Origin of the sequence: Rathayibacter sp. VKM Ac-2857 (assembly GCF_013205025.1) — a bacterium.
In the GTDB taxonomy this organism is placed as follows: domain Bacteria; phylum Actinomycetota; class Actinomycetes; order Actinomycetales; family Microbacteriaceae; genus Rathayibacter.
Map to the genome: position 1 here is coordinate 1,596,918 of NZ_JABMLE010000001.1, position 17,904 is coordinate 1,614,821.

The window sequence follows — 17,904 nt, forward strand, 5'->3', positions numbered from 1 at the left end:
CCGTCCCTCTCCCTCCGAGAATGCGAGCCCGCCCGTGTCGACCTCCGCCCCTCCGCGCCCGCGCCTGCGCGTCCCACCCCGACCGCAGCGCGACCTCCGCAGCCGCCCGATCCGCATGACCGGGGAGCGCCGGCGCAGCCTCACCGGCTGGGCCTTCCTCCTGCCGGCGGCGGTGCTCATCTTCCTGGTGAGCTTCCTGCCGATGATCCAGGCCTTCCTGCTCTCGCTGCAGACCGGCCGCGGGGCGAACCTCAGCTACGCGCAGCCGTTCTGGCTGAACTACGAGCGCCTGCTGCAGGACGAGATCTTCCGGCTGACGCTGCAGAACACCTTCATCTACCTGATCATCCAGGTGCCGGTGATGCTGATCATGGCGCTCGTGCTGGCCAATGTGCTCAACAGCCGGAACCTCAAGTTCAAGACCTTCTGGCGCACCGCGATCTTCCTGCCGTGCGCCGTCTCGCTCGTCGCCTACTCGCTGGTCTTCCGCACGATCTTCGCCAACGACGGCTTCGTCAACGACGTGCTGATGGGCATCGGCCTGATGGACTCGCCGATCAACTGGCTCGGCAATCCGGACACCGGGCGCTTCGTCATCATCCTCGGACTGCTCTGGCGCTGGACCGGCTACAACATGGTCTTCTACCTGGCGGCGCTGCAGAACGTCGACTACTCGAGCATCGAGGCCGCGCGGATGGACGGCGCGAGCGCGCTGCAGACCTTCTGGCACGTCACGATCCCGCAGCTGAAGCCGATCATCCTGCTCACCGCGATCATGTCGACGAACGGGACACTGCAGCTCTTCGACGAGTCGTGGGCCTTGACCAGAGGCGGTCCGGCCTACACGACCATGTCGATGTCGCACTACCTCTACGAGGTCTCGTTCCTGAAGAACCCGAACTTCGGCTACGCCTCCGCCCTCTCCTACGTGATCCTCATCCTCGTCGCGGTCCTCGCGTTCGTTCAGCTGAAAGTCGGTGACAAGCGTGATTGAGCGCGTCAGCACTCTGCCCGCGATCGAGGACGTCGAGTCCGTCGCTCCGAGCACCACCGTGCCCGTCCGCACGGCGCCCCTGTCCTCGCGGCTGCGCGGCCTGCCGAAGTACCTCTTCCTCTCGGTCTTCGCGCTCTTCTCGATCTTCCCGCTCTACTTCATGGCCGTCTCGGCGACCAACACCAGCCAGGACGTCCTCGACTCGCGGATGATCCCGGGCCTGGCGCTCTTCGACAACCTCGCCGGACTGCTCGATCTGCAGGACGTCGGCTCGGCGATGTGGAACTCGGCGACCGTCGCGGTGGGCACCACGGTGCTCGCGCTGATCGTCTGCTCGATCGCCGGCTACGGGTTCGAGGTCTTCCACTCGCGGGCCAAGGACCTCGTGATGGCGGTCCTGCTGATCGCGATCATGATCCCGTTCGCGGCGACGATGATCCCTCTCTTCCAGGTCTTCGCCGGGGTCGGGATGATCAACTCCCTCGGCGCGGTCATCATCCCGGCGATCTCGACCCCGTTCCTGATCCTGCTGTTCCGGCAGGCCTCGCGCTCGTTCCCCTACGAGATCATCGAGGCCGCCCGGATCGACGGGGTCAGCGAGCTCGGGATCTTCGCCCGCATCTACCTCCCGTCGATGCGCTCGACCTATGCCGCGGCCGCCGTCATCACCTTCATGACCGCCTGGAACAACTTCCTCTGGCCCAAGGTCATCCTGGTGAACAACGACTTCCAGACCATGCCGATGCTGATCTCGAACCTCAGCGCGGGCTACGTCGTCGACTACGGCGTGCTGATGCTGGCCGTCTTCCTCGCCTCGGTGCCCACCGTCATCGTCTTCATGGTCCTGCAGCGCTCCTTCGCCGAGGGCATCACCGGGGCGATCAAGTGAGCCTCGCGGAGCTCCCGGGCGAGGCGGCGCCCGCCGCCGGGTTCGACCTCGCCCGGCTGTCCGACCCCGGCTTCTTCGCCGAGAACCGGCGGCCGGCGCACTCCGACCACCGCTGGTTCCGCTCCTCGGACGAGGCCGCGACGGGCGTCAGCTCGTTCGAGCAGTCGCTGAACGGGCTGTGGCGGATCCACTGCGCGCCCCGGCCCGCGGACGCGCCGGCCGGGTTCGAGCGGCCCGAGTTCGACGCGGGCGACTGGGAGCTGATCCCCGTGCCCGCGCACCTCCAGCTGCACGGCCACGACCGCCCGCAGTACGTGAACACGCAGTACCCCTGGGACGGGCGCGAGAGCATCCTGCCCGGGCAGACTCCCGAGCGGTTCAACCCGACGGCCTCCTACCGGACGACCTTCGAGCTGGACGCGCCGCTCGCGCCCGGCGAGCGGATCGCGCTCGACGTGCGCGGCGCCGAGAGCACGATCGCGCTCTGGCTGAACGGCGTCTACCTCGGCTTCTCGGCCGACAGCTTCTCGCCCGCCGAGTTCGACCTGACCGAGGCGCTGCTGCCCGGCGAGAACCTGCTCGCCGCGCAGGTGGTCAAGTGGAGCGCAGGCTCGTGGCTCGAGGACCAGGACTTCTTCCGCTTCTCCGGGATCTTCCGCGACGTCGTGCTGCTGCGCCGCCCGCGCGCGCACGTCGAGGACCTCCGCGTGCGGACGACGGTCGACGACGACGGTGCCGGCATCGCGGTCGAGCTGCGGCTCGACGGCGCGGGCTCGGCGACGGTCGAGCTCGACGGGGTCGGCCCGCTGCGGCTCGATCCGGACGGCGTGCACCGCGTCCGGCTCGCGGAGCCGCGGCTGTGGAGCCCCGAGGACCCGCACCTGCACCGCCTGACGGTGCGCGTGCGAGACGCGGAGGGCGCCGTGACCGAGGTGATCCCGCAGACCGTCGGGCTCCGCCGCTTCGCGATCGAGGACGGCGTGCTCAGCCTCAACGGGCGGCGGGTCGTCTTCCGCGGCGTCAACCGTCACGAGTTCGGCCTCCAGGGGCGCGTCGTCGACCGGGCGCAGACGGAGGAGGACCTCCGGATCCTCAAGCGGGTGGGCGTGAACGCGATCCGCACCAGCCACTACCCGAACAACTCCTACTTCTACGACCTCGCCGACGAGTACGGCTTCCTCGTGATCGACGAGATGAACCTCGAGACGCACGGGCTGTGGGATCGCGTCCGCTACCTCGACGCACCTCTCGCCGAGTCGGTGCCCGGCGACGACGGCCGCTGGGCGCCCGCGCTGCACGACCGGGCGCGGAGCCTGCTCGAGCGCGACAAGAACCACCCGAGCGTGGTGATGTGGTCGCTCGGCAACGAGTCGTTCGGCGGCACCGTCCTCCGCGATCTCGCCGACTGGTTCCGCGCGGTCGACGACCGGCCGGTGCACTACGAGGGGGTGCACTGGGACTCGCGCTACCCCGAGACGACCGACGTCGTCAGCCAGATGTACACGCCGGCGGCCGAGATCGAGCAGTACCTCGCGGAGCACCGCGACAAGCCGTTCCTGCTCTGCGAGTACGCGCACGCGATGGGCAACTCCTTCGGCGCGGTCGACCGCTACCTCGATCTCGCCGAGCGGGAGCCGCTGTTCCAGGGCGGCTTCATCTGGGACTTCGCGGACCAGGCCGTCGCGATGACCGACCGGCACGGGGTGCCGTTCCTCGGCTACGGCGGCGACAGCGGGGAGTCGCCGCACGACGGCGACTTCAGCGGCAACGGCATCCTCTTCGCCGACCGCACGCCGACGCCGAAGCTGCAGGAGGTCGCGCACCTCTACCAGCCGTTCCGCGTCGACGTCTCTGCCGCGGAGATCATGATCGGGAACCGGCTGCTGGCCACCGCGTCCTCCGCGTACGAGGCGGTCGTCGTGCTGCGGCGGGAGGGACGGGTGCTGGCGGAGCGGGAGCTCGCCACCGATGTCGCCGCGGGAGGGTCCTCGACCTATCCGCAGCCGGTGCCGCTGCCGGAGCTGCCGGGCGAGTACACGCTCGACGTCGAGCTGCGGCTGCGCGAGGACACGCGATGGGCGGCGGCGGGGCACGTCGTCGCGCGCGGGCAGCACGTCTTCGAGGTCGCGGGGCATGCGCGGCCGGAGCACGCGCCGCGGCCCGAGCTCATCGACGGCACCCACAACGTGGGCGTCGTGGGCGAGCACTTCAGCGTCCTCTTCTCCCGGCTGCACGGCGGGCTGATGTCGTACCGCTGGGGCGGCGGGCCCGAGGGCGGGCGGGAGCTGCTCACCTCGATCCCGACGCCGTCCTTCTGGCACGCGCCGACCTCGAACGAGCGCGGTTGGGGCGGTCCCTTCGAGGACGGGCAGTGGCTGCTGGCGAGCCGCTACGCGCGGGCCGCGGGCGAGGCGCTGCGGACGGCGCGGGTGTCCGTCGACGAGCACGCGGTGACCGTCGGCTTCCGCTACGAGCTGCCGACCACTCCGCGCGCGGTCTGCGACGTCGACTTCCGCGTGACGGGTGACGGGCGGATCGAGGTGACCGTCGCGATGACGGTGCCGGACGGACTGCCCGATCTGCCCGAGTTCGGGATGCAGCTGACCACCGGCGCCGATGCGCACCGGCTGCGCTGGTACGGCGACGGACCGGACGAGTGCTACTCCGACCGCCGGCTCGGCGCGCGCCTCGACGTCTGGGAGAGCGACGTCGCGCGCGAGCTGACGCCGTACCTGAAGCCGCAGGAGTCGGGCAGCCGCACGGGAGTGCGCTGGGCCGAGGTGATCGACGACGCGGGCTTCGGCCTGCGGCTCGACTGCGCCGGCGGGATGGAGTTCTCGGCCCTGCCGTGGACGCCGTACGAGATCGAGAACGCGCAGCACCCGAACGAGCTGCCGCCGGTGCAGCGCACCGTGCTGCGCCCGGCGCTGCGCCGCCGCGGCGTCGCCGGCGACGACTCCTGGGGCGCGCGCCCGCACCCCGAGTACGAGGTCCGGCCGCTCGACGGCCGCCTCGAGTTCCGCTTCGGCCTGACGGGCGTCGGCGGCTGACGCCGGGTCTCGATACGCATCCCTGCTGGTCGAGTAGCCCGCGCAGCGGGCGTATCGAGACCCACCACCGCCAGCACGGGAGTCCGCAGACCCGCCCTGCTGAGGACGGGTGGGTCTCGATACGCCGCTGCGCGGCTACTCGACCAGCATGATGCGCGCACCTGCTGGCCGAGCAGCCCGCGACTCATGCCGGCCGCGCGCATCTTGTCGGTCGAGTAGCCCGCGCAGCGGGCGTATCGAGACCCACCCCCCCCACACACCCTCCCCCGCAACAGCCCCGAAACGCGCGCTCGCTAGGGTTCCCGGAGCAGTGCCGGCGGACGCCGGCCGGAACGCGGGAGAACATGCAGAAGCGGATCGTCCTCGGGGTCTTCGAAGCGGGCACCCCGCACGTCGGCGGCACCATCAGCTGGTCGCATCCGCGCAGCCGCGACGGCGACTTCCGCGACATCGACTACTGGCAGCGGATGGCCCGCCTCCTCGACGACGCCGGCTTCGACTTCCTCTTCTTCGCGGGCGGCTCCTTCGGCTACTCCTCGCGCCGCGGCGAGCTCTCGGACGTCCTCGTCGAGGCCGGCATGACCTTCGCGCTCGACGGCGCCTACCTCATCCCCGCGCTCGCGGTCGGCACCGAGCGCCTGAACTTCGTGGTCACCAGCACCACCGGCGCCGACCACCCGCTGCACGCGGTCCGCAAGTTCTCCACCCTCGACCACGTCACCCGCGGCCGCATCGGCTGGAACATCGTCACCGGCGCCTCGCAGAACACGATGGCCGCGATGCTCGGCCAGTCCGCGATGGTCCCGCACGACGAGCGCTACCGCGCCGCGCAGGAGTACGTCGACGTCGCCTTCTCCTTCTGGGAGGGCGGCAACGACGACGACGTCATCGTGCTCGACCACGAGCGCAACGTCTTCGCCGATCCGGAGAGGATCCGCCCGGTCGCCTACGAGGGCGAGTTCTACCGCTCGCACGGCTACCACACGCTGCCGCCGTCGCCGCAGCGCTCGCCCCTGCTCTTCCAGGCCGGGACCTCGCCGGTGGGCCGCGCCTTCGCCGCGAAGAACGCGGAGTGCGTGTTCGTGCAGGGCTCGACCTACGGCAAGGTCGCGGCGGACATCGTGGACATCCGTCGCCGGGCCGCGGAGAACGGCCGCGATCCCGCGTCGATCAAGGTGATGGTTGGCGTCACGATCGTCGTCGCGCCGACCTCGGCGGAGGCCGCGCAGCTGCGCGCCGAGTTCGACGCCCTGCAGACGGACGAGCTGGCCGCGCACTACTACGCCGGCAACACGGGCGTGGATCTGCTGGCCTACGATCTCGACCGGACGCTCGCCGAGCAGCTGGTGCTCGACGACCAGGCGGGCCAGATGGGCACCAGCAACATCGAGCGCTTCCTCACCCGCCCGGACGGCACCGCGCCGACTGTGCGCGAGATCCTCGACGAGCTGAAGGGCAAGGGCACCCGCGGCTTCGCGGTCACCGGCGACCCGGTCGAGGTCGCCGACGAGCTCGAGCGGATGATGGACGAGACCGACCTCGACGGCATCATGCTCGAGGCCGTCTTCGGCCTCGCCTCGATGCGCGACTTCATCGAGCTCGTCCAGCCCGAGCTGCGCCGCCGCGGCCGCCTCGACCCCGAGCCCACCGGCGCCACCTTCCGCGAGCGCATGCTCGGCACCGGCCCGCACCTCGCCCCCGAGCACCACGCGGCCACCTTCCGCCCCTGAGCCGGCGGGTCGCGATACGCCGCTGCGCGGCTCCTCGACCAGCATTCGGGATCCTGCTGATCGCGCGGCCGAGGGCGTGGCGCGGGCGAGGGACGACTGGACGCGGGGCGGGGTGCAGCAGAGGTGCAGAGCCCTCTGCGGGTCCACTCGCCCGCAGCAGTGCCTTCGAGCGGACCCGTGCGGGGCGCTGCTCAGCGCTCGAAGCCCATCGCGGGTCCGTTCGCGCGATCATGGTGATCGAGTAGCGCTCGCAGAGCGCGTATCGAGATCCACCCACCGCTCGCACGTCGGTCTCGATACGCCGCTGCGCGGCTACTCGACCAGCATGGGCCGGCCATGCTGATCGAGTAGCGCTCGCAGAGCGCGTATCGAGATCCACCGTGCCTCAGCCCTCCCACGCCAGCCGGAGCACGCCGCCGTTCGCGACTCCGACCGACGTGGCGAGGGCGACGCCCACGCTGAGCAGGAGGGCGCCTGCCAGCCAGGCGGCGCCCACCGTGCGCCGCCGGTCGCGCAGGGCGTCCCAGCCCGCCAGAGCGCACCCCACTGCGAGGACGGCGGCGAGGACGAGGCTGCTCCAGCGGGCGAAGCCGACCATCGAGGCACCCAGGACCGCGCCCGCCCAGACGACCAGCACGACGACGAGGCCGCCCGCGAGGGCGACACCCCAGGTGCCGAAGGCACCGACCGCTTGCCAGTTCTCCGCGGGAGGCCTGAAGTCCCGACTGAACGACGTGACCCGGTACCGCTCCCGATACCGCTCGGCCTCCTCGAGCACCTCGGCGTACCGGTCCGGGAAGCTGTGACTCGGCAGGGCGAGGAACTCCGGGACGTCCGCGACGCGCACTCCCGATGCCCCGAGGAGACGCGCGAGGCGGTCCCGCTCGAGCGGAGTCGTCCAGTCAGCGAAGACGATCCCCCACCGTCCCGCCTGGTCCGGAGCGCCGAGCTCGCGGTAGAGACCGGCGAGCGCGAGTCGCGCCGCCGACTCGTCCGGAGCGCGGCGGACCCGGAGCTTCAGCAGCTCGAGCGCCTGGGCCCGGCGGCCGTTCCGCCACAGCTGCTCGGCGCGCGCGACGGCGGCGGTCTCGTCCATGGCTCGATGGTGGCAGCAGGACCGCCGTACTGCTGGAGACGGTGGGTCTCGATACGCCGCTACGCGGCTACTCGACCAGCATGCGGCAGGCCGTGCCGCGTTCCAGCTGACGGCCCCGATTCATGCTGATCGAGTAGCGCTCGCAGAGCGCGTATCGAGATCCGGGCGTCAGCTCACGCGGACGAGGGTGCGCTGCCAGCCGGAGGAGCCGTTGGGGGCGACGCCCGCGCGGTCCTCGATCTGGAGCATGCCGTTGGCGTCGGTGGCGCGGACGGCGACGTAGTGGGCGCCGGTCTCGGCCTCCCAGTCGACGTACCACTGCACCCAGGTGTCGAGGTTGACCGCGGTCGAGAGGGTGGCCTCCTGCCAGTCGCCGTCGTCGATGCTGACCTCGACCTTGGCGACGCCGGTGGTCTGCGCCCAGGCGACTCCGGCGATCTTGGTCGCGCCGGCGGGGATCGCGGCGTCGATCCGCGGGGTGTCGATCCGCGAGGACATCTTGATCGGGGCCTCGGCGTCGTAGCCGCGCGGGGTCCAGTATGCCTCGTCAGCGGCGAAGGTGGTGACCTTCAGCTCGGTCAGCCACTTGGTGGCCGAGACGTAGCCGTAGAGGCCGGGGACGACCATCCGCACCGGGAAGCCGTGCTCGAAGGGCAGCGCCTCGCCGTTCATTCCCACGGCGAGGATCGCGTCGAGGTTCTCGTCGGTGACCGCGGAGAGCGGGGTGCTGGCGGTGTAGCCGTCGACGCTCGTGGAGAGCAGCATGTCGGCGCCGCTCTGCACGCCGGCCTTCTTGAGCACGTCGCGGAGCGGGACGCCGAGCCACTTGGCGTTGCCGACGAGGTCGCCGCCGACCTGGTACGAGACGCAGGTCATGGTGATGCCGTACTCGTCCAGGCCCATGTCGAAGATGTCCTGCAGCGACATCGTGACCTCCTGGTCGACCATCCCCGAGATCTTCAGCGACCAGGTGGAGGGGTCGATCGAGGGCACGGTCAGCGCGGTGTCGACGCGGTAGAAGTCGGCGTTGGGCGTGTAGAGCGGGGTGAGGCCGTCGATCCCGAGGTCGGCGCCGGCCGGCACCGACACGGTGCTGCGCGGGCTGGGCAGGCGGAGGGCGTCGCGCACGCTGGCGAGGGACGAGGTGGCGGCATTGATGGCGCGCGACCCGGCGCCGATCACGGCGGCGCCGACGGCGGCGATCAGCGTCACGCGGAAGAAGCCGCGGCGCTCGATGCCGACCGGCCGGGCGGCGGGGGCGGCTCCGGTCTTCTCGGCGGCGGAGGCGGCGCGCCAGCGGCGCAGACGCGAGACGGTCAGGTGCATCACGATCATCGCGACGACGAGGCCGACCAGGGTGGGCACCGCGGAGAGCGGGGTCGCGCCGGTGCGGGTGACGATCGCGGCGATCGAGAGGCCGCCGGCGATCACGAGCAGGATCTGGCCGAGCGGCGGGCGGATCAGCTGCAGCACGCCGGCGAGGGCGGCGGCGACCAGCACGGCGACGCCGATGCTCGCGAGCAGGAAGATCTTGTCGTTCGCGCCGAACGTCTCGATCGCGAACTCCTTGAGCGGGCGCGGCACGATGTCGACCACGAACGCGCCGAGGGCGAGCACGGGGCTGGCGTTCTTCGCGACCACGAGCGCGACGAGCTCGGCGATAGCGAGCAGCACGCCCGCGACGACGATGCCGGCCACGGCCGAGAGCGCGATGAACCGCAGCTTCGGCACGCGCGGGTTCTTCCCTGTCTGTTCCATGGGAGTCATGCTCCGCCCTTGACCTGCCCATTCGCAGTGTGGTGCTGGTTTGGTCGAGTCAGGTAACGAATCGGTAACGCTGCGAGTCCCTCCGCCCTCCGCGAGATGCCACTTATGAGCGCGACACGCCGTGAAAAGTGCTCATAAGTGGCATCTCGCGGAGGGAGGAAGGACGGAGCGGCCGCCCGGGAGGGTCCCCGGGTGGCCGCTGTCGATGGGCGCGTCAGCCCCCGCGAGATGCCACTTATGGGCACGACACGCCGTGAAAAGCGTGCACAAGTGGCATCTCGCGGAGGGAGTCAGTGCGGGGTCAGCCGCAGGTGCGGGCGGAGTAGGGGGCCGCCTTCGTCGTCGTCACCGCCGCGCCGTCGATCGTGGCCGTCGCGGTGACGGTCGCGGTGCCGGCCGGGATCGAGACGGCGCGGGTCGTGTCGGCCTGCGTCGCGCTCTTGCCCGCCGCGATGCCCGGGTAGGACTTCGTGGCGTACGGCGTGGCGATCGAGATCGACGCCGCGGTCTTCGAGTCGTTGCGGGCCGTCGTCGTCAGGACGACCTTGCCGGCGACGCAGCGCGTCGTGGCCGAGACCGTCAGGTCGATCACGGCGGCGGGAGCGGCGCGCACGATCGCGAGCCGGTAGGTCGCGAGCGTCGTGTGGTCCTGCGCGGAGGAGGTGATCACGACGTTCGTGGTCCCCGAGGCCGCGAGGGTGACGGTCCGGGCGACGGTGTCGTCGATCAGAACGCCGTCCACCTTCACCAGTCCGCTGGCCACGGCCGGGTCGAGGTCGAGCGCGACGCTCGTCGTCGCAACCGGCACGGTCAGCGTCAGGTCGCGCACTCCGGCGGCGAGCGCCGGCGAGAACGTGCCCACGGACGAGGTCAGCTTCGTCAGCTCCGCGTTCGTCGCGAACCCGGTCGACTCCGTCGTGTAGACGCCGAAGACGCCGCCGACGTTGCTCGCGGTCCCGGTGCCCTGGAAGCGCACCGTCACCTTCGGCACCTTGTTCCCCTGGGCGTCGAGGACGTACGCGCCGGACTGGTTGCGCTTGTAGCTGTCCTTCGCCGCGATGCCGTCGAGCACGGCGCGAGGGATCTCGTCGTACTGCACGTACCAGTTCAGCGCGCCCGCGGCGCCCGAGACCACCTCGGTCTTGAGCTTCACGTCGTTGAGGTACACGTCGAAGGTGCGCCCCGCGTCGCCGCCGTAGTAGCGGACGCCGAGGTAGTTCTTCGGCAGCGCCGGGTCGACGATCATGTCGTACTGGAAGTACGCGTCCGCCGACCGCTCGCCGTCGCGGTAGCCCTCGCCGCGCCAGGTGCCGACCGCCGAGCGGTTGTACTTGTAGTTCTTGTCGGCCTCGCTGTTGTTGTTGTCGAACGAGGTCAGCGAGTCGATCGTCGTCTCGTCCACCCGCAGCTGCTGCTTCTGCTTGAGGATCAGCGCCTGCGCCTCCGCGGAGTCGGGGGCGATGAGCGTCATGTAGGTCGCGTAGCGCGCGTTGTAGAGGCTGTAGTACGGCTGGAAGATCCGCGCTTCGGAGGCGGCGTCGACGTTCGTCATGCCGAAGCGCATCGTCGTCGTCCCGTTGCCGTTCGCGCCGTTGGGCAGGCGGAGCAGGTTCTGCTTCACCGAGGACTTCCACGCGGCCGCGTTCGCGACGACCACGTTCGAGTTGACCGACTTATCGGCGACGCTCATCTGCACGAGCACCCCCGCGGGGTACGAGGCGTCGACGTTGTTCCGGTTCAGCTCGGTCGCGAGCAGAACAGGGCCGTAGGTGAAGGCCGTCCAGTTCGCGTTCTCGGTGTTCGCCACCGCGGCGACCGCCGCCGGCAGCTTCCAGGTGAGGGTGTCGCCCGCCGCCACCGGGACGACCGCGTAGCCGCCCTCGGTCAGCGCGGCGACGTCGCGGACGGCGCCGTTCACTGTGAGCGTCGGCGCGCCGTCGACCCAGGCCGGGATGCGCAGGCGCAGCGTGATGCCCTCGGCGACCGCTCCCGCTCCGAGCGCCGCGATCGTGAAGCGCGCGGTGTCGGTGTTCGGGATGTCGGCCGTCTGCGTCACCTTCAGATTGCTGCCGCCCGAGCTCAGCACCGACGAGCGGAACTGGTTCACGTAGACCGTCTTCGGCCCCTCGAAGTAGATCGAGTCGCCGAGCTTGGTGAAGCTCTCGACGCCGGTGCCGTGGTCGCACCAGAACTCGTCGTGCTCCTCGCCGAAGACCTTGGCGTAGCCCGCGGTCTGCGGCTGGAAGTAGGTGACCATGCCCGTCTCCGGGTTCTGCACCGAGAGCACTCCGTTGATGAACGCGTTCTCGTAGAAGTCGGCGTACTTCACGTCCTTCGTCACCTGGAACAGCGCCCGGGTGAGCTTGAGCATGTTGTAGATGTTGCAGCCCTCGGAGGTGGAGTTCTCGCCGTAGCCGGTGGTCTGCCCGTTGGTCGCGTACTGGTAGAGGGTGTCCGCGCCGTGGAAGTGCTCGGACTGGCTGTTGCCGCCGTTCGCGTAGCTGTGGCTCTCGTCCACCATCCGCCAGAAGTTCTCGGCGGCCCGGCGGTACATGTCGAGGTCCGCCTTCTCGGTGGCGGTGAGCGTCGCGTACAGCGCGGGGTCGTCGGTGAAGAGGGTGTAGCGCTTGAGGGCGCCGATCAGCTTGGGGATCGTCGTGTTCGCGTGCAGGCCGTTGAGGACGTCCTCGTTGTTCGCGAGCTTGCGGAAGAGCGCGGTCTCGTCGAAGTACTCGGCCGCGCGCTTGTGCGCCGGCTTCTGCGTGGTCTCGTAGAGGCGGTAGAGCGCCTCGTTCATCCCGCCGTACTCGGTGTTGAGCAGCTGTGCCGGGTTCGCCTGGCGGCCGGCCCAGGTGGTGATCCAGGAGCCGAAGCCGTCGGCGACGACGAGCGCCTCCGCGGACACGGCACTCGGTGCGTACTGGTGCGCGTCGAGCAGGCCCGCGAGCACCTTGTGCAGGTTGTAGAACGGCACGAGCAGACCGTCGGCGCCGGAGGGCAGGTAGCTCACCGGGAACGGCGAGACGTAGCCGGCGTTGGCCGGGTCCTTGAGCGCATAGGCGTCCTGGACCTTCTTCAGGCCGTCGACGGAGGCGGTCAGCTTCGCGAGCAGCGCGGCCTTCGTGGTCGGGTCCTGCTCGCTCGCGTAGGCCTGCGAGAGGCCCGAGATGTAGTGGCCGAAGAAGTGGCCCTGGAACCGGGTGCCGCTCTCGCGCTCCCAGCCGCCGTAGCCGCCGGCCGTGGTCGGGGTGAGCCCGGCCTGCGTGTAGAAGGAGTGCAGGAACATCTCCGGGTCGAGGCTGAGCAGGTACTCGACGGTCTGCTGCTCGCCGTTGTCGAGGTACGGGTCCTGCACGGTGACGTCCGAGAGGCCTGCCTCCTGCAGGTAGCTCGAGCTCTTCACGCCCTTCGGCTGCACCTGGACGGTGAAGGTGCGGGTGACGGCGGTGCTGCCGCCGTAGGTCGAGGAGCCGGTGAGGGTGACGGTCTTCGCGGCGCCGGTGGGCGGGGTGACCGTGGCGGTGCCGCCGGAGATCGCGATCGCGGACTCGTCGGAGGAGGTCCAGCTGAGGTCGGAGCCCTTCGCTCCGCGGGTCGGCACGGAGAAGCCGGTGCTCGTGCTCGCGGGCAGGGTGACGGCGTCGAGGTCGGCCTTCGCGACGGCGGCCGGATCGAAGGACGCGTTGTGCGCCTTCGTCAGCGCGACGACGTCGGTGGTCGTGGCGACCTTGCCGTAGAGGACGTAGTCGTCCAGGAGTCCGCGCAGGTGCGCGCCGTTGTACTGCGGTCCGTTGAAGCCGATCGTCTTGGTCGAGGTGCTCTCGGAGCCGAGCACGCCGGTGGCCGCTCCGGTCGCCTCGTACTTGGTGACGGTGGGCTGCTTGACGCCGTTGCGGTAGAAGGCGACCTGCTTGGTGGCCTTGTCGTAGGTCGCGACGACGTGGGTCCACTCGTTCGTCGGGAAGAAGCCGGCGCGGGCGGTGTCGATCGCGACCTTGTAGGGCTGTCCGCTCGAGGGGCCGATCGAGAGCGCGAGCGGCGTGGCGTCGCTCTCGGAGGTGAGGTACCAGCCGTCGGAGTTGTAGGCGGTCTTGTTCCAGGTGAAGACCTGCTCGCCCGTCATCGCGGCGGTGGGCTTGTACCAGAACGAGACGGTGAGGTCGGCGGGCTGGAGGCGGGCGTCGGTGCCGAGCGAGACGGCGTTGCTGCCGGTGAACTCGAAGGCCTGGCCGGCGAGGCCGGTGCCGTACGCGGCGGTGCCCTTCTGCATCCCGACCGTGTTGCCGCGACCGCTGGTGTCGCTGATGCTGCCGTCGAAGGGCAGCTCGAGCACCTTCGCGCCGTCGAGGGAGGTGGCCGGTGCGGCCTGCGCGGTCGGGCCGACCGCGAGCAGTCCCGCCGTCAGCGCCATCACCGCCGCGGTCGCGATCGGGATCCGTCGTTTCGTCGTCATTGGTGGGGCCTCTCGTCGTTGAGATCGGTACTGGCGGCGGCCGGAAGGGGAGTCCGAACCGCCACCAGGCGCGATGTTACCGTGAACAATTACCTTTCGGTGAGGTTTCGGCGTGCGGGCTGAGCGGGCTCGAAGACGCGGCGGAGCCGATCGACCACGCCCTCCGCCAGCTCCCGCAGCGAGCGCCACGGATGGTGCTCGCGGCACGAGGACGGGGAACCCTGGTCCGCGGCGAAGGGCGGACGATGAGGGTGACCACGGCGGCGGATCCGAGTGCGCCGCTGCTCGACGTCGCGGAGGTCTCGCGTCGCTTCGGCACCGGGCCGGACGCGCCCTGGGCCGTCCGCGACGTGAGCCTGCGGGTCGCGGCGGGCGAGGTCGTCGCGCTGCTCGGGCCGAACGGCGCCGGCAAGACGACGCTCGCGCGGATGATCGCGACGCTGCTGACCCCGACGAGCGGTGCGATCCGGGTCGCCGGGATCGACGCCGTCGCGAGGCCGGACGAGGCGAGGCGCTGGGTCGGGCTCGTCCTCGGTGGCGAGCGCGGCTTCTTCCTGCGCGCGACCGCGCTCGAGAACCTCCGGTACTTCGCCTCGCTCGCGGGCGTGCCGCGGCGGCGAACGGACGGCCGCATTCTCGAGGTGCTCGACGCGGTCGACCTCACCGCCCGGCGGAACGACCGCGTCGAGGAGTTCTCCCGCGGGATGCGCCAGCGGCTGCACCTCGCCCGCGGTCTGCTGGCGGAGCCGCCGCTGCTCCTGCTCGACGAGCCGACGGTCGGGCTGGATCCGGAGGCGGCGCTCGCGCTCCGCGCGCTGATCCGCGAGCTGCGCCGGGACGGGCGCGGCGTCGTCCTGACCACCCACTCCCTGCACGAGGCGGAGGAGCTGTCGGACCGGAGCCTCGTCCTCCTCGACGGCCGGATCCGCGCGGAGGGGCGACCGCAGGACATCGCCGCGGCGGGCGGGCTCGGCGAGGTGACGACCTTCGCCGCTCCGGCGCTCACCGCGGAGCTCGCCGCCGCGATCGTCGCGCTCGACGGCGTCCGCTCGGTCCGCTCCGACAGCATCGCGGGCCGGCCCGTCGTGGTCGTCGGCTGGGACTCCTCGCGGCCCGACCTCCACACGCTGGCGGCCGTCGTCTCGGACGTCCCGGCCGGGACCTGGATCACCCGGCCGGCGACCCTCGAGGAGGGCTACCTCGCCCTCGTCGACCGGTGCCGAGGGAGCTGGGAGTGATGGCGGGGCTGCGGGAGGGCGCGTTCCACCTGCGGCTGCTGCTCCGCAACGCGTACTTCGTTCAGGCCGCGCTGATCGCGCCCGTCGTCTTCGTCGTCCTGCGGGCGCAGGCGGGGCGGGGCGGGCCGACGCTGGGAGTCGACGGCGCCGTCGTCGGCGTGTGGACGGTGACCGCGGCGGCGGTCGGGATCCTCGGCTACCAGCGGTCGCAGGGGACGCTGGAGCAGATCGCGCTGACCCCTCGGCCGCTGGGCGGTGCGCTCGCGCCGATCTCGCTCGCCTGCACCGGCGTCGGGCTGCTGTCGATCCCGGCCGCGGTCGTGGGCACCTGGGTTCTCGGCAGCGGGGCCTTCCCGCACTCCCCTGCTCTCGTGGCGCTCGGCCTCGTCCTGCTCCTCACCGCGTGCGGGACGACGGCGCTCCTGCTGTCCGGGCTCTTCGTGCTGACGCCGCACGCGACGGTCTACGAGCCGGTCCTCGTCGCTCCCGTCCTCCTCCTCTCCGGCGCCGTGATCGACCGCGGGCAGCTGCCGGTGCCGCTGCAGCTGCTCGGGGTCGTTGATCCACTGTCGGGGGCGGTGGAGGTCCTGAACGCCGGTGTGTCGGGCGCCGAGTCCGGCGGCGAGGTCGGGCTCTGGTGCGCGCAGGGGCTGATCGCGTCGCTGCTCGCGGTGCTGATCGCTCGCGGGATCCTCCGGGTCGCCGTCCGGCGGGCGCGGCTCGCCGGGACGCTGGCGCTGTCGTGAGTGGGCTGGTGGCCGCGTCTATCGTGGTCGCGCTGCGGACCTTCGACGCCACGCGGACGCGGCGGACGCTCCTGGTCGCGGTCGTGCTCGGGCCGGTCCTGCAGGTGCTGTACTTCGCGGCGGTGGCGGGGTCGCGCGGGTCGACATCGCTCGTGGTCGGCGCGGGCGCGAGCCTCCTGCTCGCCACCCTGACCGCCGTCGACGCCGTGACCGTGTCGCTCATCCGGATGCGGTACGACGCGGTGCTCGGGAGCGTCCTCCTCAGCGCCCGACCGGCGGTCCTGCTCTGGAGCGGGGTCGTGCTCGCAGCGGCGGTCGTCGGTTTCGCCGCAGGTCTCGTCTCCCTGGTCTGGGCCCTCCTGCTGTTCGGGCAGGGCGTCTCGTGGCAGGTCGCCGCGGGCACGATCGCGCTCGCGGGCTGCGCGGCCCTGGCCGGCGGCGGCTGAGGGTTCGCGGTCGGGGTGCTCGGCCTCCGCTCGCGCGACGGGCTGGCCTGGGTCGGTCCGTTAGCGGCGGTCCTGACCGTCCTCGGCGGAGTCGTGGCGCCGGTCGCCGAGCTGCCGCCGGTCGTCGGGGCCGTCGCCCGGGTGCTGCCGCTGGGCTACGCCTCCGACGCCCTGCGGACGCTGCTCGGCGAGGGGGTCACCGGTGCGCTCGCGCTGCGGACCGCGGCCGTCCTCGTGCTCGGCGGGGCGTGGTTCGGGCTGGGTCTGCTCGGCTGGACCCTCGCCCGCAGGACGGTGCGGCGGACGGGCGGGGCGGATCTGCTGTGAGGCCTCCTGGCGCGTCGTATAGCAGGGCCGTTCGGATCCCGGCAGGGGGCTGCCGTACCGCGGCGCGCCTGGTGGGATGGCCGCATGTCCGACTCCGCCGCTCGCCCGTCCCAGGACGACGACCTCCGCTCCATCGTCTACGCGAGCCACACCGCCGCCGGCCTCGAGGAGGCGGACCTGCCTGCGCTGCTCGAGCAGTGCCGCTCGAACAACGAGCGCCTCGGCCTGACCGGGATCCTGCTGTTCCGCGACGGGCGGTTCCTGCAGCTGCTCGAGGGACCGAGCGCGACGCTGCGGGAGCGGATGGCGATCATCGCCGACGACCCCCGGCACGCCGGGCTGCGCGTGCTGCTCGAGGAGGCGCCGGCGCAGCGGCTGTTCCCCTCCTGGACGATGGCGTACGAGGCGATCACCGACTCGATGACGACCGAGCTGCCCGGCTACCGCAGCACCTTCGAGGACATCGACACCGACGTCGACGCGAGCGCGACGCTGCCGGCGCTGCGCGAGCTGATCCGCTGGTTCCAGGTGCGGCACTGAGGGCGGTGCGGTCGGGGCGGGCGCGTGCGGGGCGGTCGCTACAGTGACGGCGTGAGTGCGGACGACGAGCAGGACGGCGACGGCGAGCGCGAGGTCGCGGCGGAGCATCTGCGCGCAGAGCTGCGACCCCGGTCGTTGACCTGGCTCCGGATGACGATCGACGCCCTGCTCGGCGGTGCGGTGCTGACGACGCACGACCTCGTCATCACCCGCCTCGACACCGGCGCGGAGATCATCCGCACGCCCGCCGACATCGGCGACCCCTACGTCCTGCTCGGGCAGATCGAGCTGGAGCTCGAGACGAAGACGACCGCCGAGTTCCTCGAGGAGTGGCGGCGGGAGTAGCGGCGGGAGTAGCACTCTCCTCCACGGATCCGATGTCGCGGAGTTGTCCGAGGGTTCCGGTCGACGGCCGCTCGGGTGTCGGTGGTCCCTGGTTCAATACGCGTATGGATGAGAACGGCGAAGCAGAGACGACGGAGGGACGGCCCGGCGCGGTCGCCGCCGTCGGCGCGGTGCTGAGCGTCGCCGCCGACCTCGGCTTCACGTCGGCGAAGTTCCTCCTCACGCGTGCCGAGGCGATGCACCTCGCGTACCGCACGGCTCTGACGGTCCCGGAGGAGTTCGC

Annotated in this window: 13 protein-coding genes; 10 read left to right on the plus strand and 3 right to left on the minus strand. The window is 71.2% G+C overall.

The genetic code is table 11. The features are described from left to right. Positions 1–34 precede the first annotated feature (34 nt). From HQQ86_RS07440 to HQQ86_RS07455, 4 genes are all read left to right on the plus strand, one after another. Complete coding sequence (locus tag HQQ86_RS07440) at positions 35–994, plus strand: carbohydrate ABC transporter permease (protein ID WP_367948574.1); 960 nt, start codon at positions 35–37, stop codon at positions 992–994. Next, a complete protein-coding gene (locus HQQ86_RS07445; protein ID WP_367948575.1) occupies positions 987–1,883 on the plus strand; it encodes a carbohydrate ABC transporter permease in 897 nt (298 codons plus the stop codon). Before HQQ86_RS07440 ends, HQQ86_RS07445 begins: the two co-directional genes overlap by 8 nt. Further along, positions 1,880–4,933 carry a glycoside hydrolase family 2 TIM barrel-domain containing protein gene (locus tag HQQ86_RS07450; RefSeq protein ID WP_173287419.1) on the plus strand — a complete coding sequence of 1,018 codons (3,054 nt, stop codon included), beginning with the start codon at positions 1,880–1,882 and terminating at the stop codon, positions 4,931–4,933. Before HQQ86_RS07445 ends, HQQ86_RS07450 begins: the two co-directional genes overlap by 4 nt. Before the next feature lie 344 nt (positions 4,934–5,277). Further along, entirely contained in the window at positions 5,278–6,663 is a 1,386-nt protein-coding gene (locus tag HQQ86_RS07455) for an NtaA/DmoA family FMN-dependent monooxygenase (protein WP_173287420.1), read from the plus strand. A 385-nt stretch (positions 6,664–7,048) separates the two neighbouring features. Here HQQ86_RS07455 and HQQ86_RS07460 read toward each other — a convergent pair whose 3' ends face one another. The 3 genes from HQQ86_RS07460 to HQQ86_RS07470 all read right to left on the minus strand — a co-directional run bounded on the left by HQQ86_RS07460 (position 7,049) and on the right by HQQ86_RS07470 (position 13,979). After that, positions 7,049–7,759: a DUF6584 family protein gene (locus tag HQQ86_RS07460; protein WP_173287421.1), complete on the minus strand. Its 711-nt coding sequence runs from the start codon at positions 7,757–7,759 to the stop codon at positions 7,049–7,051. A gap of 168 nt (positions 7,760–7,927) precedes the next feature. Next, the gene (locus HQQ86_RS07465) at positions 7,928–9,517 is read right to left on the minus strand and encodes a molybdopterin-dependent oxidoreductase (protein ID WP_173287422.1); all 1,590 of its coding nucleotides are present in this window, start codon (positions 9,515–9,517) and stop codon (positions 7,928–7,930) included. Positions 9,518–9,827: 310 nt separating this feature from the next. Beyond that, positions 9,828–13,979: a beta-L-arabinofuranosidase domain-containing protein gene (locus HQQ86_RS07470; protein ID WP_173287423.1), complete on the minus strand. Its 4,152-nt coding sequence runs from the start codon at positions 13,977–13,979 to the stop codon at positions 9,828–9,830. A gap of 245 nt (positions 13,980–14,224) precedes the next feature. Between HQQ86_RS07470 and HQQ86_RS07475 the strand changes: the two genes are divergently transcribed. From HQQ86_RS07475 to HQQ86_RS07500, 6 genes are all read left to right on the plus strand, one after another. After that, the gene (locus HQQ86_RS07475) at positions 14,225–15,217 is read left to right on the plus strand and encodes an ABC transporter ATP-binding protein (RefSeq protein ID WP_173287424.1); all 993 of its coding nucleotides are present in this window, start codon (positions 14,225–14,227) and stop codon (positions 15,215–15,217) included. Continuing rightward, positions 15,196–15,963, plus strand: coding sequence for an ABC transporter permease (locus HQQ86_RS07480; RefSeq protein WP_173287425.1), 768 nt, complete (start codon positions 15,196–15,198; stop codon positions 15,961–15,963). Before HQQ86_RS07475 ends, HQQ86_RS07480 begins: the two co-directional genes overlap by 22 nt. Positions 15,964–15,971: 8 nt before the next feature. Beyond that, complete coding sequence (locus HQQ86_RS07485; protein WP_173287426.1) at positions 15,972–16,409, plus strand: hypothetical protein; 438 nt, start codon at positions 15,972–15,974, stop codon at positions 16,407–16,409. A 15-nt stretch (positions 16,410–16,424) separates the two neighbouring features. Then, positions 16,425–16,736, plus strand: a complete 312-nt coding sequence (locus HQQ86_RS07490; RefSeq protein WP_173287427.1) for an ABC transporter permease — start codon at positions 16,425–16,427, stop codon at positions 16,734–16,736. A gap of 84 nt (positions 16,737–16,820) precedes the next feature. Beyond that, on the plus strand, positions 16,821–17,276 hold the full coding sequence (locus HQQ86_RS07495) for a BLUF domain-containing protein (RefSeq protein WP_173287428.1): 456 nt from the start codon (positions 16,821–16,823) through the stop codon (positions 17,274–17,276). A 51-nt stretch (positions 17,277–17,327) separates the two neighbouring features. Further along, positions 17,328–17,621 (plus strand): hypothetical protein, encoded by a 294-nt coding sequence (locus HQQ86_RS07500; protein ID WP_173287429.1) that lies wholly within the window; start codon positions 17,328–17,330, stop codon positions 17,619–17,621. Positions 17,622–17,904 lie beyond the last annotated feature (283 nt).

Bases quoted from the DNA above. Each gene is read 5' to 3' on its own strand.
- HQQ86_RS07455 (WP_173287420.1), top strand. From the start codon at position 5,278: ATGCAGAAGCGGATCGTCCTCGGGGTCTTCGAAGCGGGCACCCCGCAC.
- HQQ86_RS07460 (WP_173287421.1), bottom strand. From the start codon at position 7,759: ATGGACGAGACCGCCGCCGTCGCGCGCGCCGAGCAGCTGTGGCGGAAC.
- HQQ86_RS07465 (WP_173287422.1), bottom strand. From the start codon at position 9,517: ATGGAACAGACAGGGAAGAACCCGCGCGTGCCGAAGCTGCGGTTCATC.
- HQQ86_RS07470 (WP_173287423.1), bottom strand. From the start codon at position 13,979: ATGACGACGAAACGACGGATCCCGATCGCGACCGCGGCGGTGATGGCG.
- HQQ86_RS07475 (WP_173287424.1), top strand. From the start codon at position 14,225: ATGAGGGTGACCACGGCGGCGGATCCGAGTGCGCCGCTGCTCGACGTC.
- HQQ86_RS07495 (WP_173287428.1), top strand. From the start codon at position 16,821: ATGTCCGACTCCGCCGCTCGCCCGTCCCAGGACGACGACCTCCGCTCC.